The organism is Streptomyces sp. CNX435 (genome assembly GCF_059570575.1).
The window spans coordinates 60,609-87,155 of record NZ_JCANTA010000022.1; the positions used below are offsets into that span (position 1 = coordinate 60,609).

General features: G+C 73.1%; 23 protein-coding genes and 2 pseudogenes. 10 read left to right on the top strand and 15 right to left on the bottom strand.

Going from position 1 to position 26,547, the window contains the following annotated elements; all coding sequences use genetic code 11:
* Positions 1-88 precede the first annotated feature (88 nt).
* A complete protein-coding gene (locus tag T328_RS28505; protein ID WP_496499071.1) occupies positions 89-1,999 on the top strand; it encodes a rhamnogalacturonan lyase in 1,911 nt (636 codons plus the stop codon).
* Here the strand turns inward: T328_RS28505 and T328_RS28510 are convergent.
* Entirely contained in the window at positions 1,987-2,796 is an 810-nt protein-coding gene (locus T328_RS28510; protein ID WP_496499072.1) for a TetR/AcrR family transcriptional regulator, read from the bottom strand. The two genes, T328_RS28505 and T328_RS28510, sit on opposite strands and share 13 nt — an antisense overlap.
* An 86-nt stretch (positions 2,797-2,882) precedes the next feature.
* Between T328_RS28510 and T328_RS28515 the strand changes: the two genes are divergently transcribed.
* Both T328_RS28515 and T328_RS28520 read left to right on the top strand, forming a co-directional pair.
* Positions 2,883-3,800: an NmrA family NAD(P)-binding protein gene (locus tag T328_RS28515; protein WP_496499073.1), complete on the top strand. Its 918-nt coding sequence runs from the start codon at positions 2,883-2,885 to the stop codon at positions 3,798-3,800.
* Positions 3,801-4,030: 230 nt separating this feature from the next.
* The gene (locus T328_RS28520) at positions 4,031-4,621 is read left to right on the top strand and encodes a hypothetical protein (RefSeq protein ID WP_496499074.1); all 591 of its coding nucleotides are present in this window, start codon (positions 4,031-4,033) and stop codon (positions 4,619-4,621) included.
* Positions 4,622-4,907: 286 nt separating this feature from the next.
* Here T328_RS28520 and T328_RS28525 read toward each other — a convergent pair whose 3' ends face one another.
* From T328_RS28525 to T328_RS28570, 10 genes and pseudogenes are all read right to left on the bottom strand, one after another.
* Positions 4,908-6,284 carry a WD40 repeat domain-containing protein gene (locus T328_RS28525; RefSeq protein WP_496499075.1) on the bottom strand — a complete coding sequence of 459 codons (1,377 nt, stop codon included), beginning with the start codon at positions 6,282-6,284 and terminating at the stop codon, positions 4,908-4,910.
* Between the two features lie 82 nt (positions 6,285-6,366).
* The gene (locus T328_RS28530; protein ID WP_496499076.1) at positions 6,367-6,633 is read right to left on the bottom strand and encodes a DUF4235 domain-containing protein; all 267 of its coding nucleotides are present in this window, start codon (positions 6,631-6,633) and stop codon (positions 6,367-6,369) included.
* Positions 6,630-7,100: a DUF3618 domain-containing protein gene (locus tag T328_RS28535; RefSeq protein WP_496499077.1), complete on the bottom strand. Its 471-nt coding sequence runs from the start codon at positions 7,098-7,100 to the stop codon at positions 6,630-6,632. Before T328_RS28535 ends, T328_RS28530 begins: the two co-directional genes overlap by 4 nt.
* Positions 7,097-7,519: a phage holin family protein gene (locus T328_RS28540; RefSeq protein WP_496499078.1), complete on the bottom strand. Its 423-nt coding sequence runs from the start codon at positions 7,517-7,519 to the stop codon at positions 7,097-7,099. The genes T328_RS28535 and T328_RS28540 overlap by 4 nt, the downstream gene beginning before the upstream one ends.
* 67 nt (positions 7,520-7,586) lie before the next feature.
* On the bottom strand, positions 7,587-8,657 hold the full coding sequence (locus T328_RS28545) for a YihY/virulence factor BrkB family protein (RefSeq protein ID WP_496499079.1): 1,071 nt from the start codon (positions 8,655-8,657) through the stop codon (positions 7,587-7,589).
* A 120-nt stretch (positions 8,658-8,777) separates the two neighbouring features.
* Positions 8,778-9,092 (bottom strand): annotated as a pseudogene (locus tag T328_RS28550) (DUF4246 family protein); the annotation flags it as partial.
* Positions 9,093-9,147: 55 nt separating this feature from the next.
* Complete coding sequence (locus T328_RS28555; protein ID WP_496499080.1) at positions 9,148-10,044, bottom strand: alpha/beta fold hydrolase; 897 nt, start codon at positions 10,042-10,044, stop codon at positions 9,148-9,150.
* Between the two features lie 177 nt (positions 10,045-10,221).
* The gene (locus T328_RS28560; RefSeq protein WP_496499081.1) at positions 10,222-10,821 is read right to left on the bottom strand and encodes a Uma2 family endonuclease; all 600 of its coding nucleotides are present in this window, start codon (positions 10,819-10,821) and stop codon (positions 10,222-10,224) included.
* A 161-nt stretch (positions 10,822-10,982) separates the two neighbouring features.
* Positions 10,983-11,744, bottom strand: coding sequence for an NHL repeat-containing protein (locus T328_RS28565; protein WP_496499082.1), 762 nt, complete (start codon positions 11,742-11,744; stop codon positions 10,983-10,985).
* 294 nt (positions 11,745-12,038) lie between these two features.
* Positions 12,039-12,428 (bottom strand): RidA family protein, encoded by a 390-nt coding sequence (locus T328_RS28570; protein ID WP_496499083.1) that lies wholly within the window; start codon positions 12,426-12,428, stop codon positions 12,039-12,041.
* A 201-nt stretch (positions 12,429-12,629) separates the two neighbouring features.
* Between T328_RS28570 and T328_RS28575 the strand changes: the two genes are divergently transcribed.
* Positions 12,630-13,787 carry an NAD(P)/FAD-dependent oxidoreductase gene (locus T328_RS28575; protein ID WP_496499084.1) on the top strand — a complete coding sequence of 386 codons (1,158 nt, stop codon included), beginning with the start codon at positions 12,630-12,632 and terminating at the stop codon, positions 13,785-13,787.
* Positions 13,788-13,957: 170 nt separating this feature from the next.
* Here the strand turns inward: T328_RS28575 and T328_RS28580 are convergent, their stop codons facing one another.
* Positions 13,958-15,373, bottom strand: coding sequence for a tetratricopeptide repeat protein (locus T328_RS28580; RefSeq protein ID WP_496499143.1), 1,416 nt, complete (start codon positions 15,371-15,373; stop codon positions 13,958-13,960).
* 378 nt (positions 15,374-15,751) lie between these two features.
* A pseudogene (locus T328_RS28585) lies at positions 15,752-15,976 on the bottom strand (helix-turn-helix domain-containing protein); the annotation flags it as partial.
* Between the two features lie 205 nt (positions 15,977-16,181).
* On the opposite strand from T328_RS28585, the gene T328_RS28590 reads away from it, so the two are divergent.
* From T328_RS28590 to T328_RS28615, 6 genes are all read left to right on the top strand, one after another.
* Positions 16,182-17,966, top strand: coding sequence for a hypothetical protein (locus T328_RS28590; RefSeq protein WP_496499085.1), 1,785 nt, complete (start codon positions 16,182-16,184; stop codon positions 17,964-17,966).
* Between the two features lie 266 nt (positions 17,967-18,232).
* Positions 18,233-20,251, top strand: a complete 2,019-nt coding sequence (locus tag T328_RS28595; protein WP_496499086.1) for a sensor histidine kinase — start codon at positions 18,233-18,235, stop codon at positions 20,249-20,251.
* The gene (locus T328_RS28600; RefSeq protein WP_496499087.1) at positions 20,248-20,652 is read left to right on the top strand and encodes a roadblock/LC7 domain-containing protein; all 405 of its coding nucleotides are present in this window, start codon (positions 20,248-20,250) and stop codon (positions 20,650-20,652) included. The genes T328_RS28595 and T328_RS28600 overlap by 4 nt, the downstream gene beginning before the upstream one ends.
* Before the next feature lie 6 nt (positions 20,653-20,658).
* The gene (locus T328_RS28605) at positions 20,659-21,027 is read left to right on the top strand and encodes a DUF742 domain-containing protein (RefSeq protein WP_496499088.1); all 369 of its coding nucleotides are present in this window, start codon (positions 20,659-20,661) and stop codon (positions 21,025-21,027) included.
* Complete coding sequence (locus T328_RS28610) at positions 21,005-21,706, top strand: GTP-binding protein (protein ID WP_496499089.1); 702 nt, start codon at positions 21,005-21,007, stop codon at positions 21,704-21,706. The genes T328_RS28605 and T328_RS28610 overlap by 23 nt, the downstream gene beginning before the upstream one ends.
* Positions 21,703-22,314, top strand: a complete 612-nt coding sequence (locus T328_RS28615; protein ID WP_496499090.1) for a GAF domain-containing protein — start codon at positions 21,703-21,705, stop codon at positions 22,312-22,314. The genes T328_RS28610 and T328_RS28615 overlap by 4 nt, the downstream gene beginning before the upstream one ends.
* Before the next feature lie 127 nt (positions 22,315-22,441).
* Here the strand turns inward: T328_RS28615 and T328_RS28620 are convergent, their stop codons facing one another.
* The gene (locus T328_RS28620; RefSeq protein ID WP_496499091.1) at positions 22,442-23,692 is read right to left on the bottom strand and encodes a lanthionine synthetase LanC family protein; all 1,251 of its coding nucleotides are present in this window, start codon (positions 23,690-23,692) and stop codon (positions 22,442-22,444) included.
* Positions 23,689-26,445, bottom strand: a complete 2,757-nt coding sequence (locus T328_RS28625) for a lantibiotic dehydratase (RefSeq protein ID WP_496499092.1) — start codon at positions 26,443-26,445, stop codon at positions 23,689-23,691. Before T328_RS28625 ends, T328_RS28620 begins: the two co-directional genes overlap by 4 nt.
* Positions 26,446-26,547 lie beyond the last annotated feature (102 nt).

Here is a 26,547-nt window from a genome sequence, read left to right on the forward strand (position 1 = left end):
GCGCTCCCATGGGGCCTGGAATTGAATCGTTTCAGTGATCGTTTCCGGGGATCGTGAGCGTCCGCCGTCCATCGAAGGAGACCCCCACATGTCCGTGCGAAGACTGCGAGAGGCCCGCGGGCCTGCCGTGATGCTGCTGGCAGCGTCGCTGGCCGCGGTATCGCTGGCCGCCCTCCCCACGCCGTGGTCGAACGCCGCCACCGCCGAAACCGACAGCGGGCACGCCCAGTCGGCCGACCCGGATCCGCGGGCAGCCGAGGCGGCGGCCCTGCAGATGGAAAGTCTGAACCGGGGTCTGGTCTCGGTGCGTTCGGGCAGCGGCAACCTGGTGTCCTGGCGGCTGCTGGGCACCGAGGGCTACGACACGGAGTTCAACGTCTACCGCGACGGCACGAAGGTGAACGACTCGCCGGTCACCGACTCCACCAACTACCTCGACGACGGAGCCCCCGCGGACGCCACGTACACCGTGACCGCGGTGGTGGGCGGCGTCGAGCAGGAGCCGTCGGAGAACTCGCTGCGCTTCAGCGGCGGCGACCACCTCGACGTGCCCCTGGAGAGCCCCGGCTCCGGTTACATCCCCTCCGAGGCGAGCCCGGGCGACGTCGACGGCGACGGCCAGTACGAGCTGATCGTCAAGTGGGACCCGGAGAACGCCAAGGACAACTCCCAGTCCGGCGTCACCGGCAACGTCTACGTCGACGCGTACCGGCTCGACGGGGAGCAGCTGTGGCGTATCGACCTGGGCCGCAACATCCGGGCCGGCGCGCACTACACGCAGTTCCAGGTCTACGACTACGACGGTGACGGCCGCGCCGAGGTCGCCATGAAGACGGCGGACGCCACCCGCGACGGCGAGGGCACGGTCATCGGGAACGCCGGCGCCGACCACCGCAACTCCGGCGGGTACGTGCTCACCGGCCCCGAGTACCTGACGATGTTCAACGGCCTGACCGGCGCCGCCATGTCGACCGTCGACTACGTCCCGGGGCGCGGCAACGTCGCCGACTGGGGCGACGACTACGGCAACCGCGTCGACCGGTTCCTCGCCGGCACCGCCTACCTCGACGGCGAGCGCCCCTCGCTGATCATGGCCCGCGGCTACTACACCCGCGCCGTCGTCGCCGCCTGGGACTTCCGCGACGGCGAGCTCACCCGCCGCTGGACGTTCGACTCCAACTCCTCCGGCAACGGCGCCGCGCACGGCCAGGGCAACCACCAGCTGTCCGTCGCCGACGTCGACGCCGACGGCCGCCAGGAGATCGTCTACGGCTCCGCGACCATCGACGACAACGGCAGCCTGATGTACTCCACCGGCTTCGGCCACGGCGACGCCCTGCACGTCGGCGACTTCGTACCCGCCCGCTCCGGCGTGGAGGTCTTCAGCATCCACGAATCGAGCAGCCAGCCCGGCTCCGACCTGCACGACGCGCGCAACGGCGACGTCATCCACCGCACGCCCACCAGCGGGGAAGAAGGCCCCGGCCGCGGCGTGGCCGGCGACATCTTCGCCGGCAACGAGGGCGCGGAGTTCTGGGGCGCGGGCCCGAACATGGACCAGCTCCGCAACTCCGCCGGCGGCAACGTCGGCCGCAACCCCTCCTCCGCCAACTTCCTGGCCTGGTGGGACGCCGACCCGGTGCGCGAACTCCTGGACGGCACGCACGTCGACAAGTACGGCACCGGCGGCGACACCCGGCTGTTCGACGGCAGCGGAGTCACCTCCAGCAACGGCACCAAGTCCACGCCCGTCCTGTCCGGCGACCTCTTCGGCGACTGGCGGGAGGAAGTCATCTGGCGCCACACGGACAACAGCGCCCTGCGCATCTACGCCACCTCCACACCCACCACCACCAAGTTGCACACCCTCGTCCACGACGCCCAGTACCGCGTCGCCCTGGCGTGGCAGAACACCGCCTACAACCAGCCGCCCCACCCGAGCTACTTCCTCGGGGACGGCATGAACCGCCCGCCACAGCCCAACGTCTACCTCCGCTGACGGCGGCCCTCGGCTCCCTCCCCGCCGGCCCCCCGGGAACGTGTCATCGGCCCGGGGCGCCGGCGGTGTGCCCGCTGGCGGCAGGTTGCCCCGCAGTAGCGGGCCGGGCGGCCGGTGGGGCGGGAGTCGAGGTGGGCTCCGCACTCCTCGCACCGCCTCGACGGGCCACGTGCACCGGCACCGGCACCGACGCCGTCACGGAACGCCGGGACTTTCGTGACGTACGCCGGACTCCGCAGCCCCTCCAGCGCCAGCCGCGCCATGCGGGCGCCGCCCGTCCGGTCGGGGTGGGCGGCCCGTACCGTCGCGCACCCGGCGGTGAGCGCGACGACGTCGGCCGGGCCGACGTCGTCGCGGACCCCGCCGGCCCGCTGGGCCGCGCGGAGCAGTTCGTCGAGGGCCTGACGGAACCGGCGGGCCGACGCGGCCAGGCCCGGGCGCGGCCAGTTCGCCTCGGCGGTCAGGGCGTCGCAGGTGTGCTTGCGCCCGTGGGACGTCTCGACGACCTCCAGGAGGAAGCCGAAGAGCGCCGCGACGGGATCGGTGCGGGCCGCCCACCGCCGGGCGGCGTCCACCACCTCGTCGACCTGCCGGGCGAGCACGGCCTCCAGCAGGATCTCCTTGCTGGGGAAGTGCCGGTACACGGTGCCCGCGCCGACCCCCGCCCGGCGGGCGATCGCGCCGAGCGAGACGTCCGGGCCGTGTTCGTCGAAGGCCCGGGCGGCGGCGGTGAGCACCTTCGCGCGGTTACGGCGCGCGTCGGCGCGGCCCACGTCGCGAGGAGCCGGGGTCGTCATGTCACGTAATCCTTGTCCGTCGCTCTCAACCGGGTGGAGCATTCCACATCGACCGACAGACAATCCCGGGGTGGAGGACGACAGACATGACCACTGACCGCTTGGTCGTCGTGACCGGTGCGACCGGCAGGCAGGGCGGCGCCGCCGCACGCCGGCTCCTGGCGGCGGGCCGGCCGGTGCGCGCGCTCGTACGGGATCCGGCCGCTGCCGCCGCCCGCGCACTTGAGGCCGCCGGCGCCGACCTCGTACGCGGCGACCTGGACGACCCGGCGAGCCTGCCCGCGGCGCTGGAGGGGGCGGCGGGCCTGTTCGCCGTGCCGCCCCTCGCCTTCGGGCCGGACGGCTCCGACGTGGAGCGGGAGTTCGCCCGGGGGCGGGCGCTGGTCGACGCCGCGGCCGCGGTGGGGGTCGGGCACGTGGTGTTCACCGGCATCGCGTCCACGCCGGACCGCCTGGGCGGCTCCGAGGGGAAGAAGCGCATCGAGGACTACCTGCGGGAACGGATCCGGAAGGTGACCGTGCTGCGCCCGGTGCGGTTCATGTCGAACTACCTGGTGTCACCGCCCATCGGCGTCGACGGCATCGTCGACGGTGTGCACCGGCACATCTTCCCGCCGGACGAGCCCGTCCAGATCATCGCGGTGGAGGACATCGCCGAGTTCGCCGCGCTGGCCTTCGACCGGCCGGACCGGTTCGCGGGGCGGACGCTGGAGCTGGCGGGGGACGCCCCCACTCCGGCCGCGGCGGTCGCCGCGATCAGCGAGGCCACGGGCAGCGCGGTGCGCTACGAGCAGCTCACGCACGCCGAGGCCGTCGCGCGGGGCCCCGAGATCGCCCGGGTCCGCGAGCGCTGGGCGGCGGGCTCGCGCTGGCACGCGGACATCGAGGCGCTGCGCGTGATCCACCCCGGACTGCGTACGCTCGCGGACTGGCTGGCCGAGTCCGGCGCGGCGCTGCTGCGGAAGCAAGCCTCGTACGAATCCTCGTGCAGGAGCACCTCCTGATGTCGGCCCTGCACGAGGCAGGATGTCCCCATGGACGACAGCATCTGGTTCATCGGCCTGCCCTACGACGGCGACCGTGACGAGTCCACCCCGGCCGACCGGCGGCGCCTCGCCGGGGTCCTGGAGGGCGGGGCTTCCGGACGGCGCCCGCCGACTTCGGGCCGGGGCTGGAGGTGTGGCTGCCGGGCACGTCGGCGTTCCTGGCGGGGGCCCGCCTCTCCGACAACTGGATGATGCAGATCCACGTCGAAGAGAGTCGGCTCGACGAGGACTACGACGAGAACCGGGGCAACACCGACGCCTTTGCGAAGCTGATCGGCATCGTCACCGAGTTCGCGAGCACGTACCTCGGGTTCGTCACCGCCGACGACGATGACGATCTGTCCTTCATGGAGGAGGACCCGCCGGTCCAGCTGGAAGAGCCACTCGCGATGGTCTATCTCGGACGGCGCTACCCGAGCGACTGGCCGGACGAGCCGCAGTGGGCCGCGGACCCGAAGGCGCGCTGGAGGCTGCCGGCCGGAGTCCTGCTGGTTCCGGCGTCCTCCCCGCTGGAGATTGAGCCAGGCCGTCGAGCAAAGAGTCGCAGGGTCTCGACACTGATCTGGTGTAGCCGTCTTGGACGGGCTTGCGTGACTGGAACTGATCTCGCGCTGCGGTACGGCTGGGGCATGATGTGCCGATGGAAACAGGCGAGCTGTTGCGCCGAACTCGGCCCTATTACTGGGGCTGTATCTACGCCAACGACGAGGATGAAGGCGACTTCGATGCGGACAGCCTGGATGCTCCGGGCCCGGTATGGACTTCGCATTGCTGGGTGACCATTCGGGTCCGGCACCAGCGTCTGGTTGCCGAGGACGTGGCTGACGTCGACATGGTGGTAGAAGTGCGTCAGACGGCCGCAGCAGAATCCGCGTACCAGGCGACGATCGACCTCCCGTCCGGGGTGCTGTCCATCGGAGACGCTCACAGAGACGACACACTCCGGCTCACACCAGGCACATGGCTCATGCAAGTAGATCTTGACTCTCCGGACGACGCCACCAAGGTGCGGATCACCTTGTCTCCGTTTCACGGACCAGGAGCACCGGGGCCCAGGAGCTTGGATCAGGAGCAACCTCTGTAGTGCTGGGCGAGTGCGAGACGGGCCGGTGGCTCGTCCGGCAGGCCGACACGGAAGAGGTGAATCTGGTTCTCCACCATGGCCGCCAGCCGGGCGCCGTCGGGCGACCAGGCGAGGGACCTGGCACTGATCCCGGCCTGTGTACGGTCCTTCGCAGGGCGTCGCATGACGAGTTCACGGTCGGCGACCCGGTAGATGTCAGGCGTGCACTTCCGTTCATCGTTCCAGTCCTCGGTCGCCACGGCCAGGTACGCGCCGTCCGGGCTCGCCGCCAGTGAGTTCAGCCAGTCGCCCGGCACGGCGATGGTGTCCAGGACCCTGCCGGTGGCGGGCTCGATCACGTGCACCTTCGAGTCGTGGGCGACGAACATCCGGGTCTCGTCGGCACTGAATGCCACGCCCTGGACCCGGCCGGAGGAAGCGTCCCCGACGCGTACCGTGCGATCGGGCGAGGACTGCCCGGAGACGAAGTCCACCCGACCGTCGGCACCGTACTCGACCCGGAAGCGGCCGGTGCGGGAGCGTTCGCGGCCCGGTTCCACCGGAACGTCGGTCTCGGTGTCGGCGTCGAGGTCGTAGGCCCACGGGCGCACTTCGTCGTATTCGTCCTCCTTGAGCGTGACCACATGCCGCCCGGGTACCCACATGATGTCCCGGCCGGCCGAGTCAGGTGACAGGCGGAGCCGCTCGGACCGGTTGGCCGTGTCGTAGACGGCCAGTTCGCCGTCTTCGCTGGTGACGGCGAGGAAGCGGCCGTCGTCGGAGAAGGCCAGCGCCGCGATGTCGTCGGAATAGTCGGACCCGGCGAACGGAGTGAGGACGGCCTCCGGCTCCGTGAGATCCGGCACGTGCGGGGCGTCCTCGGCGCGCAGCAGCCGACGGGTCGGGTCCGGGTAGTACCCGGTCTCCCAGCTCAGACCGGGCCGGAGATGCTCCAGCCACCGTGGGTCGGTGACCTGCACCTCGTAGTCGGCCTGCACAAGACGGTCCTCGTCCGGCCAGCCGTCGTCCCGTTGGTGGATCCCCTCCCCCCGGAGGGCATCGATGTGCTCCCAGACCTCGTCGGCCGGCGGGTGGTTGCGGGCGGCGACACGTTCGACGCCTTCGACGAACCACCGGGTGTTCACGGTGAGCCAGCCGTCGTTCTCGGGCTCCCGCCAGGTGAAGAAACCGGCGAGGGAGCCACCGCTGTCGTCCGCGCTCTGCCACAGCAGGGACAGGAAGAAGCCGGCGTCTCCCGGCAGTTCAGCATGCCACCGGCGCTCGACGTCGTAGTCGACGACGAAGATACGAAATCTCACCCGCGGCCGGTCGGGAGCCAGGGCGAGCACCCGCACGCCGTAGAAGGGATGGATGGACAAGGCACTCCTTCTCTCTCCGGCCGTCAGGCGCCGTGCTGCTCAGTGGCGGGAAGGTTACTGCGGCGGACTGACAACGGCCGGGTCAGCCGGGCCAGGTGCCGACCAGGCGGCGGGTGGCGGTGGCGCCGCCGCGGTCGACGGCGGCTTTGACACCCGCGTAGATCGCGCCCTCAAGGACGGCTGCCGACAGGACCTCGCGCCAGGTGCGGTTCTCGTCGGTGGCGTCGGGGGCGTCCTCTTCGTGCCCGAGCTGTTTCCAGACCTGCTTGAACATCGCGCCGGCCAGAACACCGCTGAGGGCACCCAGAGCCATGCCGACCGGCTTGTAGGCGATCTTTGCGGCTTTCATCGGTGCCTCCTGGAGCGGCCGATGAGCAGCAGCACGATGACCGCGCCGGCGGCGGCGAGCAGAGGCACGCGGTTGGCCCGCGCCGCCCGCATGCCCTGACCGGCCTTCTCACGTACCGGTTCCGGAGCCTTCTCCCGGGCCAGGTCCCCGCCGTGGACGGCCGCACCGCGGACCTGTTCTGTGGCCGCGGTGGCCTTGGCGCGTACCGGCTCGGGGGTCCTGTCCTGCACCGCGTGGGCCGCGTGCGCCGCCTTGTCCCGCAGACGGGTCCTGACCTGTGTGGTCTTCCCGGCGACCTGATGCTTGACGGTGGCCGTCTTCTCCTGGGCGCGGGTCTTGACGTCGATCTTCTCCACGAGCGCCGCGACGGTATCGCCGAGTTCCTTACGAGTCGCCTCGACCTGCTCGCGCAGTTCCTCCGGAGTGGGCGTCGCCCTGTCGCCCGTCTGCGGCTTGTCAGATGTCATGGTCGGGCCGCCCTCTCCTTGATCTCGGCCACATCGGCCTTCACGCTGTCCACGGTCTGTTCGGGCTTCGGTGGGGTTGCCTTGCTGATCTGCTGCTTGCCGAGCGCCGCCGTCAGCGCGGTGATGGCGGCCAGCGCACCGGTGACGATCAGTGCCGCCGCCCACACCTCCAGCACGAGCGACAGCGCGGCGATCGCGGTGGCCGCCAGCGCCTGCAAGGTGAGGACACCGAACAGACCGGCGCCGCCCAACAGACCGCCGCCCTTGCCGAAGCGCTTGCCCTTCTCGGTCATCTCCGCCTGCGCCAGGCGCATCTCATCGCGGGCCAGATGAGACATCTGCCGCGACGCACGCTGGACCAGTTCGCCCACCGGTTCCTGCGCTCTCCTTCCCGTGCGGGGAGGGCCCTGTACTGTCATGGAGTTCACCTGTCCTTCGAAGTCGTTGAAGCAGGCCCGGTGAGGATTCCGGCGGTGAACCCTCCTCTCAGGACGCAAGCCGGCGGCGGTCCTCGTCGTCCCACTTCCGGGTGTCGCGCGGCTCGACGTACGGCTCCTCCTCGGCAGGCTGGCCGCCCGCCACCGCGCGTTGCCGGGCCATCTCCGCGTCGAACTCCAGGCCCAGCAGGATCGCCAGATTCGTGATCCACAGCCACACCAGGAAGATGATGACGCCGGCGAAGGTGCCGTAGGTCTTGTTGTACGAGCCGAAGTTCGCCACGTAGAGCGCGAACCCGGCCGAGGCGATCATCCAGATCACCAGCGCCAGGAAACTGCCCGGCGTGATCCAGCGGAAGCCGCGCACCCTCGCGTTGGGCGTCGCCCAGTACAGAAGCGCGATCATGACCGTGACCAGGAGCACCAGCACCGGCCACTTCGCTATCGACCACACCGTCAGTGCCGTGTCGCCGACACCCAGCGCGGAGCCGATCTGTTCGGCCAGACCACCGGTGAACACGACGATCACCGCGCTGACCACGGCCAGGACCATCAGGACCACCGTCACGCCGACGCGGACCGGCAGCACCTTCCAGACCGGACGGCCCTCCGGGACGTCGTAGACCGCGTTGGCGGTCCTGATGAACGCGGCGACATAGCCGGACGCCGACCACACCGCGAGCACCAGACCCACGATCGCCATGACCGAGCCGATCCCGGCGTTGCCCTGCATCTGCTTCACCGCGTTGCTGAGGACATCCCGCGCCGCGCCCGGGGCCAGCTTCTGGATGTTGTCCAGCACCTGCTGCGACGCCGACTGCCCGACAACCCCGAGCAGTGAGATCAGCGCCAGCAGGGCCGGGAACAGCGCCAGGATCCCGTAGTAGGTCAGCGCCGCCGCCCGGTCGGTCAGCTCGTCCTTCTTGAACTCCTTCACGGTGCCTTTCAGCACCGCCCCCCAGGCGCCTTTGGGCAGGTCAGAAGGTATGTCCGGCGCCTGTTGCACCACCTGCTCGTCCGGCCCGGCAGCCGTCCCCCGCGCGACCTCGGCCTCCTGAACGGCCGCGACGGGTCCGCCGTACCTTCCGTGCTTTCCGCGCCGCTTCGGTATCTGTGCCATGCCGCCCCGGGTAACCAGCTGGGCACACGCCTAAACCGCATTCCTGACACATCGTGACAATCCGTGTGTTTTATAATGTTCCACGACGCCGTTCGGGCAAGGGCGAGGACGCCCTCCCTCTCAGTGCTCGCAGAGGGAGAACTCCCGTTCGTAGAGCTGCTCGTTGTGTTCGTCGACGAAGAACTTGCGTTCCTGCATGAGCTGTTCGCGGTAGCTCCTGGCCTTTTCAAGCGTCATGGTCGAGGTGCCGGACCACGGCTGCTGCGGTGGCACGTCGGAGGTCGAGACGATCGTCTTCGACGGGTCGACCAGGAAGAACACGAGGATTTTGCGATATCCCGGGCGGGTGGGGTCCGTGAGGCGGAACGAGTCGACGCGGTGTTGCAGGAGGTTCGGGAACCCCAGGCAGCGGCCGGCCGGGGTGGACGCCGGTCCTCCTGGTCGTTGTGCGGGGTGGCCGAGACCGGCGTCCGCGTGATCGGCATCAGCATCATGCCGCGCCGGCCGGCCCGGTCTGCTCCCGGAGCCATTCCAGCGCCGCCGCGCCCGAGTCGAGGACGGATATGTGGCCGTCGTCGGGCCGCACCCACAGCTCCGCCGCCGGGCAGCGGCGGGCCAGCCACTCGCCGTGCGCGTGCGGGATCACCCGGTCCCGGGCGCCGTGCAGGAGCAGCACCGGCACGGTCACGGCGGCCGGGTCGAAGCCCCACGGGCCGACGTTGGCGAGGTCGTCGTCGACCAGACCGGCGGGGCCGCCGGCGACGGCGGGGCCGACGACGTCCTCGAACCAGCGCCACGCGCCGGCCAGCGCCGCGTGATCCGCCGCCGTGAACATCTCCGGGTCGAACGCCGCCGCCGCCTCGTACTTCTCCTTCGCCGCGCGCCCCGCGACGGCCGCCCGCAGCGAATCCGCGACGCCCGCCGCCATCCCCGCGAACCAGTCGAGCCCCGCCGCCCCGAACGGCGCCGGCCCCGCCACGCTCACCACCGCCGTCACCCTCCCCCGCCGGCTACGCCCTCTCTGGCGGGGGTACCCCCGCTCCGGCGCCAGCGCACCGCACGCCAGGGCGTGGGCGCCCCCGCTGGAGTGCCCCACGGCGGCGAACCGTCCGATGCCCAGCTCGTCGGCGACCCGCGAGGCGAGCGCCGCCGCCGACGCCATGTCCCGCCCGGGCCACGGGCTCGAACCCCCGTATCCCGGCCGGTCGTACGACACCCACCGGATCCCCAGCCGCTCGGCGTCCGCGAGGAGCGGCCCGGGCGGCGCCCCGACGTTCGGCGTCCCGTGGTGCCAGAAGACGGGCAGCCGGTCGTCACGGCCGCCGGCCCCGGTGTCGTACACGTGCAGCCGGCGCCCGTCCGCCAGCACCACGTCGATCTCCCTCATGCCCCCATCCTGAACCACGGGTCTGACATCCGCCCCTGCCCGCGGCCGGGTGTATCGGCCGGACGGTGATTCGAAGAGCCGTCGACGCAGGTGAGGGACGGGTGCCCGGCGAGTGCGGTACGGCCCGCACGTCGTGACGGCTCCGGCGCGGGCCACCGGCTATGGGGGGTGCCCCGGTCAGCGGACGTAGTCCTTGAGTTCCCCGGTGTCCAGCTCGATATCCACCGGCTTCGGCAGGGCGACCGTAGCGCCGAACTCAACCGAGTGGATGTCCCGGTAGCCCCGGGGAGAGGGGTCGCTGTGCACGGTCAGGGTGCACGCATCACGGTCGATGAGCAGGTAGACCGGGATGCCGGCGGCGGCGTAGGCGACGGGTTTCTCCACGCGGTCCCGGCGGTGGGTGTCCGAGTCGAACGAGGTCACCTCCACGACCATCGCGACGTGGTCGGGATCTGCCCAGTCGCCCTGCCCGGCGAACGTCCCCTTCGGCGCGAGGATGGCGTCTGGTTTGGCCCGCCCGCCGCGGTACTCTTCGACCTGGAGGCCGAGGTCGCTCGCGTACGTGCGCAACAGGCGCCCGCTCTCCATGCACTGCTCCATCAGCCACGCGATGATCTCGCCGTGATCTCCGTCCGGCACGCCCTTGACTCCGATCCGTCCGTCGATGAACTCGAACCTGACGGTTTCGATCTCCTTCTCGGCGGCCTTGGCGATCTTCTCGAAATCGTCGACCGACATCTGAGTCACGTGTGCCGTGCGCTCTGCCATAACCGTCATGGTGCACCCCCTTCCGGGTCGAAGCCAGTCTCTCCAGCCCTCGCCGAGCAGATCATCGGTTCGGAGTCAGCTCCACTCGCGCGGGTGACCTGCTGAGAGGGCGCGGGCGAGGGGTTCGGTGAGGGCGAGCTGTGACCGCCGCGGCCGTACGCCCCGGAGCCTCAGGAGAAGAGGTCTTCGCGCCGCCAGAGCTTCCCGTCCGCGAGGAAGACCAGGTCGTCGCCGACCACGGCGACCGAGACCGGAGACCAGACCCCCTGCAGCACGCTGGGCCCACAGGAGTCCGTCGAGTCGCAGAGCGCCACGTCCGACAGGGTGGCGACGGTCTCGGACACCCCGCCGGCGAGGTCGATCACGCTGATCCGCGGCACGGTGTCGGACCCGGCATTCAGCGCCACGACCCGGTTCCCGGGCGCCGGGGCGATCTGGTTGATGGAGCGACGGCGGTCCACGTCCTCGTAGACGGTCCGTATCCCGCCGTCCGGCCGCACCACGCGGAGGTATTCGCCGTCCGGGTTCGTCGCCACGAACGCCACCCGCCCGTCCGGTAACGCGGCGAGGGCGCCGACCCTGCCCGGCGCCTCGTCGACGAGGTGCCGCACCCGCCCGTCCGGCCCGAAGGCGTCCAGGGCGCCGTTCGTGTACCCCACCAGCACCGTCCCGTCGTCGGTCGCTGCCGCCGCGCTGACGTACGTGTCCTCGGGGAGCGGCGGTTCGACGGTGCGGTCGTCGTCCGGATCAGTCCCCGTCACCACCGCCGACCTGGAGAAGGAGATGACCGCCCGGCCGTCCGCGCCCGCGGTCACGTGCTTTCCCCCCGGCTCGGCCACGGGCCGGGCGTGGTCGACGCGGCCGTCCGCGGCGTGGAGGAGCACCCCGTAGTCCCCGAGGATCCACAGGCCGTCGTCGCCGTCGCCGGCCACGAGGTTCACGCTGCTGCGGAGGTCCAGTTCCCCAAGGCCGAGACCGTCGGGGTCGCCCGCCGGGAGGCGGCTCGGGAGGAGGCCGGTGTCCCCGCCGCCGCCGATCGCCTCGGCGCCGGCCAGCCGCTCGGGCCCGTCCCCCCCGGAGCGCGACCACGGCCACGGCGGTCACCACGGCCGCCGCCAGCGCGAACGCCGCGCCGGCCAGCACGATGAGCCGCTTCCGGGTCACCACGACACCGTAGCGCCGTTCCGCCGCCGGGTCTCCTCCCCCGGCCCCGCCGGCGTACGAGGTCAGCCCGGCACCACCGCCAGCGCGTCGACCTCCACCCGGAAGTCGGGGCTCACCAGCCCCGCGACCTGCACCAGCGAGCTGGCCGGCGGGTTGACCGGGTCCTGGAGCTCGTCCCGTACGCGGCGGAACGCCGGGAGGTCGCCGAGGTCCGTGAGGTAGACGGTCAGCTTGACGACGTGCTCCAGGCCGGAACCCGCCGCCGCCAGCGCGGTGGCGAGGTTCGCGAAGACCTGGCGCACCTGCGCCTCGGCGTCGTTCTCGCCCACCAGCCGGCCGGCGCCGTCCAGCGGCACCTGGCCGGAGACGGCGACCACGGTGCCGGTGAACGCCACCGCGTGGCTGTAGCCGTTGACCGGCGGGGATCCCTCGGGCCGGACGATGTGCTGCATGTGCGTGCTCCGCTCGTCGATCACTTCGTCGATCAGGTCTCGGAGCCTCGAACCTACCTTCCGTACGAACTATCCATTCCGCTTCTGTTGTGGGTGATATCCGGACACATCATGCTCCATTCCCTCGGTCGGTCCCGCTCGGTGGCAGCCTGGAAGGAACGAGGTGCACGAGCGAAACGGGGGCGAATCATCGTGCGCATTGTGGTGATCGGTGCAGGCGTGATCGGTACGGCGCTGGCGGCGCGGCTCGGGGGCGGAGCGGCACAGGTGTGGCTGCTGGACGGGGGCGAGCCGGGGGCGGGGACGACGGCCGGCTCCATGGCCTGGATCAACGCCCACTCCAAGTCCCCTCGCCACTACCACGAGTTGGCGGTGTCGGCCATGCGCGCCCACGCGGCGCTCGTACGCGAGACCGGCCCGGCGGCGTACGCGGAGAGCCCCGGCACCGTCGGCAGCGGATGGTACCGCCCCGGCGGCGCCCTGCGGTGGGCCGCGGACGGACCCGGGCTCGACCTGCTCCACCAGACCGTCGCCCGGCTGCAGGACTGGGGGTACGCCGCGGAGTGGATCCCCGTGCCGCGCGCCCGGGAGCTGGAGCCGGCGGTACGCATCGACGACGGCGCCCAGGTCGCGTACTTCCCCGACGAGGCCGCCGTCGACCCGCAGCCGCTCGTCGCCCACCTCCTCGCGACCGCCCGCGCCGGCGGCGTCCGGGTCCGTACCGGCGGCGCCGCCCGCGTCGTGGGCATCGACACCGCCGGCGGCCGGGTGCGCGGCGTGCGGTGCGCCGGGGGCGAGACGGTGCCGGCGGACGTCGCGGTGTGCTGCGCCGGGTGGCGTACCCCGGCGGTCGCCGCGCTGGCCGGCGCGTACGTGCCGCTGGTGCCCGGCGACGCGCCGGGGTCCGAGGCGCCGACGCTCCTGGCCCACCTCCAACCGGCCGCCGGCGGCCCGGCGCTGACCCGCATGGTGCTCACCCCGCGCCTGCACGCCCGCCCGCTCGCCGGCGGGCGGGTCTACCTGGAGGCGCTGGACCTCAACGACGAGGTCGACCAGCACACGCCCGCCGACCGCGTGGCCGTGCTCGCCCGCGAACTGCACGCCCGCGCCCACGACATGCTGCCGGCGCCGGCGGCGACGGCCCGGCTCGTCGGCGGCCGGGTGTGCACGCGCCCGATGCCGCCGGACGACAACTCCATCGTGGGCTGGAACGCCGAGGCCGAGGGGCTGTACACGGTGGTGACGCACAGCGGCATGACGCTGAGCCTGCGCCTGGGGGAGCTGGTGGCGGGGGAGGTGCTGACGGGCCGGGAGGCCCCGGAGCTGGCGCCGTACCGGCCCGCCCGGTTCGTACGCTGACGATCTGCCGGTCGCGGGAGCGGGCCGCCCGCGGGGCGGAGATGCGAGTCGGGGCCGCCGGCCGCCCCGCCCGCGGCCCGCGGGCCTACGCCCGCGCGCCCGCCCCCGCCCCCGGTGACCCCCACACCCCTCACCGGCCCCGACCCGCCCAGCGCAGCGCAGCGCCCCGCTCAACGCAGCGCCCGCGCCGCCCGGTACGAGAACTCCCGCGCCGCCGGCACGTTCCGGAACGGCCGCAGCCGCTCCCGGAACCCGGCGAGATAGCTCCGTACCCGCTCCGACTGGATGTCCTCCGTCGCCCGCAGCGCGCCCGTCGCCACCTGGCAGGCCTGCTCGACCTCCCGCTGCTGCAGCCACGCCGTGGCCAGCACGACGCGCGTGAACGCGATGCTGCGCGCATACCGGTCCGTACGCGCCGCGATGCCGTGCTCCGCGTGCGGCCGGGCGGCGCGGGCCTGCCGGAGGTCGACGAGGCAGTGCGCGATCTCGTCGTGCAGCTCGGCTCCGGTGAAGTAGCGCAGCCAGACGGGCTCCTGCGCCGCGCTGCCCGCGGACAGGGACCGTTCGGCGTGGGAGAGGGCGATCGCGGTCGCCCGCGGGTCGCGCAGCCGGGCGTGCGCGCGGGCGGCCATGGCGTGCAGCGCGGCCTGGCCACCGGGGGTCAGCCCGGGCTCGGCCAGCCCGGCTTCGGCGAGTTCGACGGCCTCGCGGTAGTCGCCGAGGTGGACGGCCTGATGGGCGAGGGTCCCGAGGATCTTGGCGGCGAAGGCGCGGTCGTGGGCGTGGTACGCCATGTCGAGGGCCAGGCGCAGATAGCGGCGGGCCGCGCTGTGCCGGCCGGTGTCGTACAGCAGGTGGGCGGTGTGGTGGGTGACGAGGGCCGCAGCGCGGAAGAGGTTGCGGCCGACGGCCCCGGTGTAGGTGCCTTCGAGCATCGGCAGCACGTCGGTGCGCAGGTGGGTCATCGCGATCGACCGGGCCGCGCCGCCGCCGTAGCGGTTGTCGAGCATGGCCAGGTGCTCGGTCAGCGCGTGGATCCGGGCGATGTCCCGCTGTCCGACGCGGTACGAGCCGAGGGCGCGCTGCGGCGGCGCGGGCGGCCTGGCGCCGCGCCACCGGCGGACGGAGTTCCGCAGGGCGGTGGCGGACACCGCCGGCAGGGCGTAGCGCGGGTCGGCGTCCCAGAGCCGGGCGGCGGTGCGTACGGCGCCGAGCGGGGTGGACGGGCCGCGCAGGCCGAGGTCGTCGGGGAGGAGCCAGCTGTTGGGGATACCCCGGCCGGTGCGGGCGTAGCTGGTGGGACCCCCGCCAGTGGGGGCGTAGCCGGCGGGGGAGCGGGCGTGGCCGGTGGGGGAGAGGGCGTAGCCGGAGGGGGAGGGGGCGGCGATGTCGGCGGGGGTGACGTCCCGGCCGAGGCGGCGGGAGAACACGGCGGCGATCAGCTCGGGCGGTACGGAGGGGCCGAAGCTGCCGCGCAGCCAGCGCTTGACGTACGTGTGCGTGCAGCGCAGTTCGAGGCCGCGCCGCCGGCCCAGCTCGCGGACCTGGCCGGCGAGGGAGGTGGGGGTGAGGCCCGACTCGCGCATGAGGGCGGCGAGCCGGACGTTGACGCGTACGTAGTCGCCTCCGGCGCGGGAAGCGCCCCCGGCCCGTCCCCCACCAGATAAGTCCGCTCCCCCGCCGGCTACGCCCCCACCGGTACCCCCACTGGCGGTGGTGCCCCCAGCCGCCGTGGTGCTCGCCCCCGGCGCTCCGGGCGCCCCCGGCGCCCCCGGTCGTCGGGACGGGGCGTGGCCGACCGCGTACCCGGCTCCCGCGGGACTGGTCGTCGCGCGCCCGTCGGCCCCCGGCCCGCCCGACTCCCGCCGGGACGGCCCCCGTTCCCGTACCCCCGCGACCCGCCCCGCGACCCGCTCCGCGACCGGCCCCTGCTCACCGCCGACGGCGGCCCCCCGCACCGCGTTGAGCCCCTCCCGGGCGAAGCGGTTGCGCCACCGGCACACCGTCGCCGGCGTGACCCCGAGCCGCGCCGCCACTTCCCCGTTCGACTCCCCCGCCGCGCAGCCGAGCACGATCCGGCAGTGCAGCCGTCTCGCCGCCGGGGTGGCGCTGTGTGCGACCAGGTGTTCGAGGAAGTCGAGTTCCCGGTCCGTCAGTGTCAACCGGGTCGTGGGCCTGCCTCGCTTCATGATCGCGCATTATTGCCCGCCCGGCGTGCCCGGAGGCCGCTCCCGGCCGGACGACCCCCGAACGACCTGGAAGATCAGCCGATTTAATGCGCGGGTTGGCGTGAACGCTCTGCACACCCCCGGAACTTACGCATGGCACATGCCAGAAGGCAGGCTACGGAGCGCAATGTTCCGGTCTGAGCCGGCAGATCGAGGTATGCCACACATGACCACGACGGGACCACCCGCCGACGGCCACACCCCCCCACCCGCCCCACCCACGGACGACGACGCCCTCCCGGAGCCGCAGCCGCACCCGGGGCTGGAGCCGGTGCCGGAACTGGAGCCCGGCCCCGTACCGCCGCCGCCCACGCTGCTGCGAGTCGAGCTGGCCAAGCGCGGCTGGGCCAGATTCTCGACGTTCGAGGTCCACTACACGCACGCCGCGCGCAAGGCCGCCGCCGAGTACGGCGACCCGCGGCTGGCCAGACTCACCATCTCCAGCACCACCTTCAAGCGCTGGCTCGCCGGGGAGCAGATCCCGCGCGGCAACGCCGGCACCGTCCTGGAGCACATGCTCGGCATCGACGTCGACGCGCTCCTCGGCCCGGCGCCCACGCGCACGTTCACCACGCCCCGCCTCCCCGACGACGCCTCCCTCGCCACCGCCCGCGCACTCGACGTCACCTGGTCCACCTCCTTCCTGTCGCCCACCGCGCCGGCCCCCGGCGGCGGCGGGGTCTGGCAGCTCGACGGCCACCGCGTCTTCGACGGCACCTCCGTGGCCGTGCAGCTGTACGAGGCGGAGGCCGGCCCGGACAGCGTCGTCATCGGCCCCGACGACCACCCGCACCTGCGCGACTTCATCCGCCCCGCGCGCCGGGCGCTGCTGCTCGCCGCGCTCGGCGCGCGGCGCGGCGAGGGGCTGTTCGTGCTCGACGCGGTACGCGCCCGGCAGCCCGTCGCCGCCGACCCGGTGGACGTGCTGCCGATCCCGCGCGCGTACCGGCTCGACGACCTGACGTACGGGATCCTCTGGGCCGTCCTCAACCTGGACGACGGGCTCCTCGCCGACGACGCCGTGCTGGAGGCGGAGCGCGGCGGCCTGGACGACTTCCTGGGGCGCGAGCGGTCCGCCGTGGCCCGCTCGGCGATGCCCGACCTGTCCGACGTCGGCACCGCGTGGCTCGGCTCGTACGTCTGCGACCAGCACGTCCTGCGCCGGCTGGGCGCGGACTCCGGCGAGCGGCCGGTGTTCTGGGTCCGCGAGCAGTACGGCGAAGAGGCCGCCGCCTGGCTGTTCTTCCGCCACAAACACGACTACCTGCGTTCGCTGCGCGAGGCGGGCACGGACGCCGGCCGCCCGTACGGACACGTCTTCTGCCTGCCGCACAACGCGGTCAAGACCAGCGAGCGCTACGAGCGCACGCTGCTGTTCCTGGCGCTCGCGCTGATGGAGCGGCACGGGCTGACCACGTGGGTGTGCACGGAGCCGGAGTACACGCAGGTGGACGGGTTCGCGCTGCTGCCCGGGCAGCGCGCGATCATCGCCAACTGGCTGCGTACGGACGGGATCTGGCAGGTCGACACCACCGGCCACTGGGCCCGGCTGCGGGCGTACGCAGACGCCGTACGGCACGCGCAGACGCGCAGCGTCACCGACGGCGACACGGCGGCGGAGCGGCTGCGCGGGCTGGCGGACCACCTGGACCTCGACTGGGCCTGGCTGACCGCCCGGTGCGCGGAGCTGGGCCGCTACGGCAGCGCCGGGATGCTCCGGCCGCGCAGCCGGCTGATCGGCCTGGAGGAGCTGGACGGGGTGCTGCGCTTCGTCGGCGCGCTCGGCGGTCCCGGGGGTCCCGGCGGGTTCGGCGGGCCCGGCGGTCACGCCTCCCGCGAACGGGCCGGGAGCGCCCCCGAACTCGGCGAGTTCGGCGCCCTCGCCGGCGCCCTGACCGGCGGAAACCGAACGCAGTTCCGGCCCGATCGGACCCGTGGCGGGCGAAGGTGAACACATGTGCGAATCTCGGGGAAGCGACCCCCAAACGACCCCGGGGACCGGTGGCAACGACACCCGCCGCTGAGCAATGTAGTGGTGGCTCACGGTGCCCTTGAGACCACGGTGACCATCCGATGACGTGTGCGCCGCGCGCGCACTGCCCGGCAGACGGCCGGAAGAACGCCGCACGACGCCGTACGACGCCGTACGACAGTGCAGCCAGATGCTGACAGCGCTGGCAACGCAGTCCGAGTACGGCCCATCCAGCGAGGAAGCCCATGTCCGACCACCCCGCTCCCGCCGGGCACGCCGACCCCCGCCCGGGCCGGTTCGGCTCCCGGCGGCGCCGCGCGGGCCGCGCCCTGCGCGCCCGGCTCTGGCGGGTCACGCTGCTGCCGGTGACCGCCGCGCTGCTGGTGGGCGGCGCCACGACGTACGGCGCGCTCATAGGCGGGTCGACGAGCGCCGAGACCCGCATGATCATCGGTGCCGGAGTGCTGGCCGTGGTGGGCATCACGGTCCTGGCGATACTCCGCGCCGGCGCGCTCGCCGACGCCCTCGACGCCGAGGAGGAGGCCCGTGCCGAACGCGGCGCGGAGCTGACCGCGCTCCTCGAAGCCGCCCAGGGCGAGCTGCTGCGCCTGGTCGACCAGGCGCAGCGCGGCGAACGCCCCGAGCCCGACGCGCTGTCGCTCTCCACCTCCCCCTCCCCCACCGGCTACGCCCCCACTGGCGGGGGTGCCCCCACTGGCTACGCCCCTGCTGGCGGGGGTACCCCCACCCCCCGCGCCGGCGCCGACGTCACCCCCGAGTCGGTGGAGCGGCTGGTGCACGCCACCGTGCACGGCGCCCTCAAGGCCGTCGTGGACGTCTCGTCCCGGGGCCGCATCGAGGTCTTCGTCAACCTCGCCCGCCGGCTGCAGAACCTGGTCATCCGCTCCCTCGACGAGCTGGACGGGCTGGAGAAGCGGGTCGAGGACCCGGACCTGCTGCACGGCCTCTTCCAGCTCGACCACCTCGTCACCCGGCTGCGCCGCCAGGTGGAGAGCCTGGCGATACTCGGCGGCGCCGTGCCGCGCCGCATCAGCCGGCCGATGCCCGTGAACGCCGTGCTGCGCTCGGCGGTCTCGGAGGTCGAGGACTACGGGCGCGTCAAGCTGGTGCCGCCGATGAGCGGCGTGCTGCAGGGCGGCGTCGCCCCCGACGTCATCCACCTCATCGCCGAACTCGTCGAGAACGCCGCCGGGTTCTCCCCGCCCGACACCAAGGTCGAGCTGCGCGTGGAGCCGGCGGCGGCCGGTCTGGTCGTGGAGATCGACGACCGGGGGCTGGGGCTCCAGGCCGACACGCAGGACCGGATGAACAACCTGCTGAGCCGGTCCACGCCGCAGGCCGTGGACGAGCAGATCAAGGACGGCCGCATCGGGCTGCTCGTCGTCGCCCACCTCGCGCGGCGGCACCGGATCCCCGTGCAGCTGCAGCGCAACGTGTACGGCGGCTGCCGCGCCACGGTGCTGCTGCCCAACGCGCTGCTGATGGATCCGGAGGAGCCCGGCGAGCGCGCCGGCGACAAGGCCGCCGCCGCCCGCGAGCAGCACGAGCGGCGGCAGCCCGCCGCTGCCGCCGCGCCCCGGTCGCAGCCGCAGCCGCAGTCGCAGCCGCAGCCGCAGCCCGCGGCCGTCGGCGCCGCGAGCGCCGCCGCCCCGCTGCCCGCCCGGTCGGGCGCGTCCGAGACCACCCGCGCCCCGGCGGCCACGGGTGCGTACGAGAACTCGGCCGCGTACGAGAACTCCGCCGCGTACGAGAGCGCCCGCGAGTACGACAGCACCCCCCCGTACGAAGGCGCCGCCGCCCACGAGCGCACCGCAGTCCAGCCCGCGCCCGCGACCGGCCACCCCGAAGCCCCCGTCCCCACCCCCACTCCCGTCCCCACCCCCACTCCCGCTCCCGCGCGCCACCCCACCGCCGGCTACACCCCCCGGCACGCCGCCCCCACCTCCGCTCCCGCCCCCGCACCCCCCGCCGCCGGGCAGCGCCCCCCGCTGCCCGAGCGCTCCGGCAGCCACCTGGTGCCCGAGCTGCGCCGCCAACCCGCCGCCGCGGCACCCCCGTCCGCCCCCCTCAACACCGGCCTCATGGCCAGCTTCACCGCCGGCTCCCGCGCCGCGGAGGGCGGCGGTCGGCGCGCCCCCGACCATGCCGCCGACCACGCCGATGACCACGCCGACGACTACGCAGCCGCCCCCACCCCCACCCCCACGCACCAGCACCGATCCACGGAAGGCCCGTCTTCGTGAGCGAAAGCCTCGACTGGCTTCTGGCCAACTTCGTCCAGCAGGTCGCCAGCGCCCGCAGCGCCGTCGTCGCCTCGACCGACGGCGTGCGGATGCATGCCCACGACCTCGACACCGCCGCCGCCGACCGGCTCGCCGCGGTGGCCACCGGGCTGTTCTCCCTCGGCGCCGGCATCGGCACCGCCACCGTTCGAGGCGTGCGCCAGGTGCTCGTGGAGCACGAGGACGTCGTGCTGTGCGTGATGGCCGCCGGCCCCGGCGCCATCCTCGCGGTGCTCGCCGAGCCGGACGCGGACCTGGGCGTGGTCGGCTACGAGATGGGCCAGCTGGTCAAGCGCGTACCCACGCACCTGACCTCTCCCGCGCGGGCGGCGGCGGTCGCGGCTCCGGGCCCCGCCCGGTGACATGACATGACGTCGTACGACGACGCCCCCTGGGTGACCGACGGAGCGCCGCGGTTACGCCCGTACGCGGTCACCGGCGGGCGGACCGCGCCGACCCGCCGGCTCGCTCTGGAGACCCTGGTCATCGCCGCCCGGACGCTGCCCAGGGTGCCGCTCACGCCGGAGCACGACGAGACGCTGCGGGAGTGCCGGGCAGGCCCGCGGTCGGTGGCGGAGGTGGCCGGCCGGCTCGGGCTGCCCGTGGCCGTCACCAAGATCCTGCTGTCCGACCTGCTCGACACCTGCGCGCTCATCCTCACGGCGCCCGCGGGCCCGCCCGACCCCACCGACCCATACCTACTGGAGAAGGTCCTTGTCGGACTACGCAACCTCTGACGACTCCTTCGTCCCGCTGAAGATCGTGATAGCCGGCGGGTTCGGGGTCGGGAAGACCACGATGGTCGGTGCGGTGAGCGAGATCCCGCCGCTGACGACCGAGGAGACCCTGACCGCGGCCAGCGTCGACCACGACAGCCTGGACGGGGTGCCGGAGAAGGACGCGACCACGGTCGCCATGGACTTCGGCCGCATCACCCTCAGCGCCCACCACATGATGCTGCTGCTGTTCGGCACGCCGGGGCAGAAGCGGTTCTGGTTCATGTGGGACCACCTGGCGAGCGGCGCCATCGGCGCCGTCGTGCTCGCCGACACCCGGCGCCTTGCGGACTGCTTCGCGGCCGTCGAGTACTTCGAGCGGCGCGGCCTGCCCTTCGTGGTCGGCGTCAACGAGTTCGACGACGCCTACCGCTACACCCCGGAAGAGGTGAAGGCCGCGCTCCATCTGCGCAGCGACACCCCGGTGATGTGCTGCGACGCCCGCGCCACCGGCTCGGCGCGCAACCTGCTGATCACGCTCGTCGAGCACGCGCACGCCCGGTCCGTGGCGGCGCGGGCCGGGACCGAGCCCGCGACCGGGACCGAGCCCGCGACCCCGCACGAGTCCGCGTCAGCATCCACGTCAGCGTCCGAGTCCGCACAGCCCGTGCCCACCTCCCCACCGAGGAGCCCCGCATGACGACCTTCGACTACCACACCGCCCGCCATCTGATGACCGACGGGGAGCAGGACCAGGAGCTGGCGCAGCGCAAGCAGCGGCTGCACGAACTTGGCCTGGGCGACCACCCCGACCCGGAGTTCGACGCCTTCGCCGCCCGCCTCGCCGAGGGCGCCGCCGGCCTCGCCCAGCTGGGCGGCACCCCGTACGCGATGGTCAACCTCATCACCGACCACCAGTACTTCACCGGCCTCTACGCGCCCCCCGCCGACTGGGCCGACCCGAGCGCGGCGGACCAGCCCGGCAAGCCGGAGGTCAGCCGGATCATGGAGCGCGACCACGGCTACTGCCCCCACGTCGTCGGCCGCCGCACCGCGCTCGTACTGCCCGACGTGTGCGCGTACCCCCGCTTCGCGGGCAACCCGGTGGTCGACCAGATCGGCATCCGCACCTACATGGGCGCGCCGCTCATCGACCCGGTGACCGACGTGACCCTGGGCACCGTGTGCGTGGTGGACACCGAGCCGCGCCCGTGGGGGCGGCAGGCCCAGGAGGGGCTGGAGTTCATCAAGACCCAGGCCCGCTCGCTGATGGAGATCCTCCAGGAGCGGGACCGGGCGGTGAGCTGACCGGCCCTCAACGGCGGAGCCGGCAAACGAGCTACACGAAGTCTCTGGTCGATGCGCGCTTGGCGGGAGTCGGACCTGCGAGCAACCTTCTGATCCGTCTGCCCCGGCACTGGCTCACGGCGATTACTCATGAGAGCAACATCAGGCAGTCCCAGGCGGCGGGGCGGTCTGTCGGGATGAGGCCCGAGTAGTCGGCGAGGGCCAGGGCAGCGCCGGCGGCGCCGGTCAGGAAGCCTGGCTCGCCCGGGGCTGGGTTGTTCGGCTGCTCGGACAGGTGCTTGCGGGCGTACGAGGCGACGATGTGTTGGGCGGCTTGCCGGGCGACTGCGTCGGAGCCGGATTGCGCCGCGGTCTGGAGAACACCTGCCGTGCCGTGGCAGAGCGTCGGGCCTTCGGTGTCCCACTGCGCGGGTGGCCGTTCGCCCAAGGCGGCCAGTGCACGTCGGCCGGCGTGGGCCGGGGCCGGCTCCTTCAAGGCATCGGCGGCGAGGATGAGGGCGCGGCTGATGCCGGGCGTGCCGTAGCACCAGGCGTCCCGTCTTCCCGGAGTGCTCCGGGCTGCCGACTCGGTGTCGAGGTCGTCGCCGCTGACGTACGGGGGCCAGGAGCCGCCTGGCTCCTGCCAGTTCAGGAGCCAGGCGGCGGCGGTGTGGATCGCGTCGGCTTGTCCGGAGCGGGTGTGGCCGGCGGTGTGCGCGAGGGCGAGGAGGGCGAGGGGGCCGCTGACGCCGTGGGCGAGGTCGGTGGTGGCGGCGCCGGAGGGAGGCACGCGAACGGTCGGCGGGTGCTCGGCCGCGGAGAGCCACCAGCCTGACCGGGCACCACGTGGTGTGAGGATCATGTGCGTCAGCGCCTCCAACGCGGCGCGCAGCCCGGGCTCGGCCTCGTTGCCGTAGCCCCGGAGATGGGCGGCGAGCAGCACGCGGCCGATGCCGGCGAGTCCCTTGATCGCGTCGTAGACGGCACACGGGGTGCCCTCGCCGCGTGCGGAGCGCTGGTGGTGATGCTGAGCGAGGGCGCAGGCGCGGGCGCTGAGCCATCGTGCCGCGCGGGGCAGTGTCTTGTCGTACGGGGTGCCGTGGAGGTAGTCCGTGCCGATGATCAGGGAGGCGGCGAGTGCTCCGGGGCCGGTGTGGATCCCGTCCGGTGGTGCGTGTGCCGTCAGCTTGTGCGCCTGGTCCCAGTGGGCGATGGCGGCGGCTTCGGCGCCGGGGTCGGTCTGGGCGAGGCAGGCGTGCAGGAGGGCGGTGCCGGCGAGCCCGTAGCACAGGGTGGGCGCCGCGCGTGGCGAGACGCGGGTCGTGATGTACTCCGGGTCGCGCAGGGCGTGGGCGAGCTGACGGGCGGTCTCGGCGGCCCGGGTTCGTAAGGGGGTCATGCTCGGCGGTGGAGGAGGTCGGCGGCCAGTGTCCGGGCGATGCGTTCGGCTTCGGGGCCGCCGGCGAGGAGCCGGTTGGCGTGCATGTGGATGACGTCGCTGGCGCAGCGGGCAGCGAGGTGCGGGGCCAGGTTGTTGCGGTAGTCGGCCAAGGCGGCGCGCAGCTCCGCGTGGGCGGTGGCCAGCACGGTGGGGATGAGCGAGGCGGCGCCGTCGCCAAGATGGGGCCGAAGGGCGTCGCGATGACGGCGTTGGCCGGCGGTGAGGCGACCGGGGCGAAGAGCGGCCCTCTCCTGGGCGGGGGCGAGGCTGCGAGCGATGTCGGCGGCGCATGCCGCGGCGAGGAGGAGGCGTTCGTCCGGCGTCCGCCGTACGGCTTGGAGGGCGAGTCGGCTGTCTGCGGTGAACACGGCCTCTGCCGCGGTGATGGCGTCCGGGCCGCCGTACCGCTCGACCTCCTGCTCGTACGGCTCCAGGAGCAAGGTGCGCAGGAGGCCGGTGCCGTGTAGCTCGTCGGCGGCGTTGCTGAGGCGCAGTTGGATGCGGGTGGTGAGGGTGTGCGGGTTGGCGTGGAAGCGTAGGCGAAGGTGGGGCCCGAGGGCGGGGGTGGTGTAGCGGAGGAAGAACCAGCGGTCGGCATCACCGGCGAGATCGTCCAGGAGCGGGGCGAGGCGGGACAGCAGGGTGTCGTGGAGGCGGCCAGGGGCTACGAGGGCAGCGGAGAGCCACGTGCTGCCCGGCAAGTGGAAGGAGACCGCTGGGTGCCGGCGCAGTGCGCGGCGGGGGTCAGGGAGCGTGGGTTGCGGGTCGTGGCGGCGGGTGAGCGGGACGACGAGGTCGATCACGTGGCGTCCGGTCGGGCCGTCGACAGCGGCTAGTTGCTCGGGGGCGGCGAGGGGTTCGGCCAGAGTGCGGGTGCCGCGGCGGATGCTGCGGCGGAGGATCTCGCGCTCTTCGGCATCGTCCAGGTCCAGCGGAAGGCGGCGGTCGGACTCCTCGGTGACCAGGACGGACGGCGGCGCCGGCCGTGCGGCGGTGCGCCAGGCGGCCAGGTGCGCCTCGAAGGCGGCGCGGTCGTCAGCGGCGGCGGCCACGTGCGGGGGCAGGCGCCAGCGGGCGGGGGCGAGCAGCGTGTCGCGGTAGCGCACCCGCGGGGTGTGGGGGAAGGCGGCGAAGAGTCCCCAGTGCCACGGATGCCAGGGGCGGGTGCCGGCGTGGCCGAGTAAGTGCAGCAGGTGGGCGGCCGGAGGCAGCAGCCTCGGGGCGAGCCGGCTGTAGAGCACGGGGATCACGGGCCGCTCGTGGCTGGTCGACCACAGCTGCAGGTGGGCGCCGGTAGTGCCCAAGGCGAGGTCGGCGGGGAGCAGGTCATCGGGGCGGGTAGGCACGTCGAGGGGGATGCGCCAGGGCGCGGCGCCGGTCTCGACGGCGAGTGCAGTGGCGCGGGCGATACGGGGCCGGCAGACGATCTCGGCGATCATGGGTCCGCTGCCGGGATCCTGCGCCTCGCCGGGGGCCAGGTCCGGGAGGTAGCGGGTGAAGCGTCCTGGCGCGGCGCCGGCGTCTTGGGAGCCGGTTGCGGGGCAGACGGCGATCGTCAGGCCGGTGACGCTGCGGAGCAGTTGGATGTGGATCTCGGCAGTGCGGGGCGGGGGCAGGGCCGAGGGGTTGGCGAGCCGGTCGATGTCGTCCTCGGTGAGCGCGAGTTCGCCGGCCCCTCCGGTGAGCGCGTCGCTGAGCAGGCGGGCGAGGACCGCGGTGCGCTGTGGATCGAGACCTTCGTCCAGGCCCAGCGCATCCTGCGGGCGGGGCGCACCCAGGCCGGTCACGGGGTCGAGGACATCGAGGAGGGGTACGAGGCGGTGCCGCCCGAACTCGGCGCAGAACCGCTGGTGGTAATCGGTCAGCGGTCCGACGCGGTGCCCGATGCGCCACAGCAGCGAGGCGGCTTCGGCCGCCCGGTGGGCCACAGCGGATGGCAGGGCGATGTCGGCATCCACGAGGGTGTCGACGGCCAGCGGGCGATGGGAGCGGTGCAGGGCACCGGCCAGGTCGGTTGCTTCGCCGAGCAGTTTGCGCCGGGGTTTCGTTCCGGGCGGGTAGGCGTCGGCGTCGGCCAGTAACCGGGCGAGGCGTTCCAGGTCGGGACGGACGGATGCCCTGGGTGGGAGCTTGGCCAGTAGGTGGCGTAGCGGATCAATGCCAGAGCCGACCGGTAACAGATCGGTGAGCAGCAGCCCGGATTTGATCATCTCCCGTACGGCGTCGGCGGCCCGCTCGGCTGGAGCGTCGGGGTAGCGACGACTCAGTTGGGCAATGAGGCCGCCGACACGGGCGCCGCCGTGGGCGGCGTGCAGCAGCCAGATGGAGACCTCGGTGGCGCGCACACTCGACCGCCGCGCCCCATCCGGCGTGGGGTGTTCGATCTCCCATCGGTCCCCTCGGTTCCTGGCGAGGGTGGCGGAGGTGACGGTGAGAGCGTGCAGCAGGCTGGGCTCGGCCCCGAGCACCCGGTCGGCGACGGCTGCCAGCCAGGCCGGGTCCGGGGAGGTGAAAGGGCGGTGGTCCGCGCCCAGTTGCAGCGTCGCCGTGCGCGCACCAAACCGGGCGGGGGCAACTCCGGCGAAGACGCCATGGGGGGTTGTCCGGGTCCGCGACCGCAGGTCGTATGCACGCCGTGTCATGCGTCCACGTGCCGTCGCCGCCGCGTCGGCCGCGCTCCGGCTGGCCAGGAAGATTCCCTCGTCCAGCATCCCGCGCTCTCCCACGTCCTCGTCGTCCAAGGGCGCGGAGCACGGTCGAAGCGGGATTCGTGCCATCGCCATCGGGTGGCTATCGAACAGTGTGCGCATCAA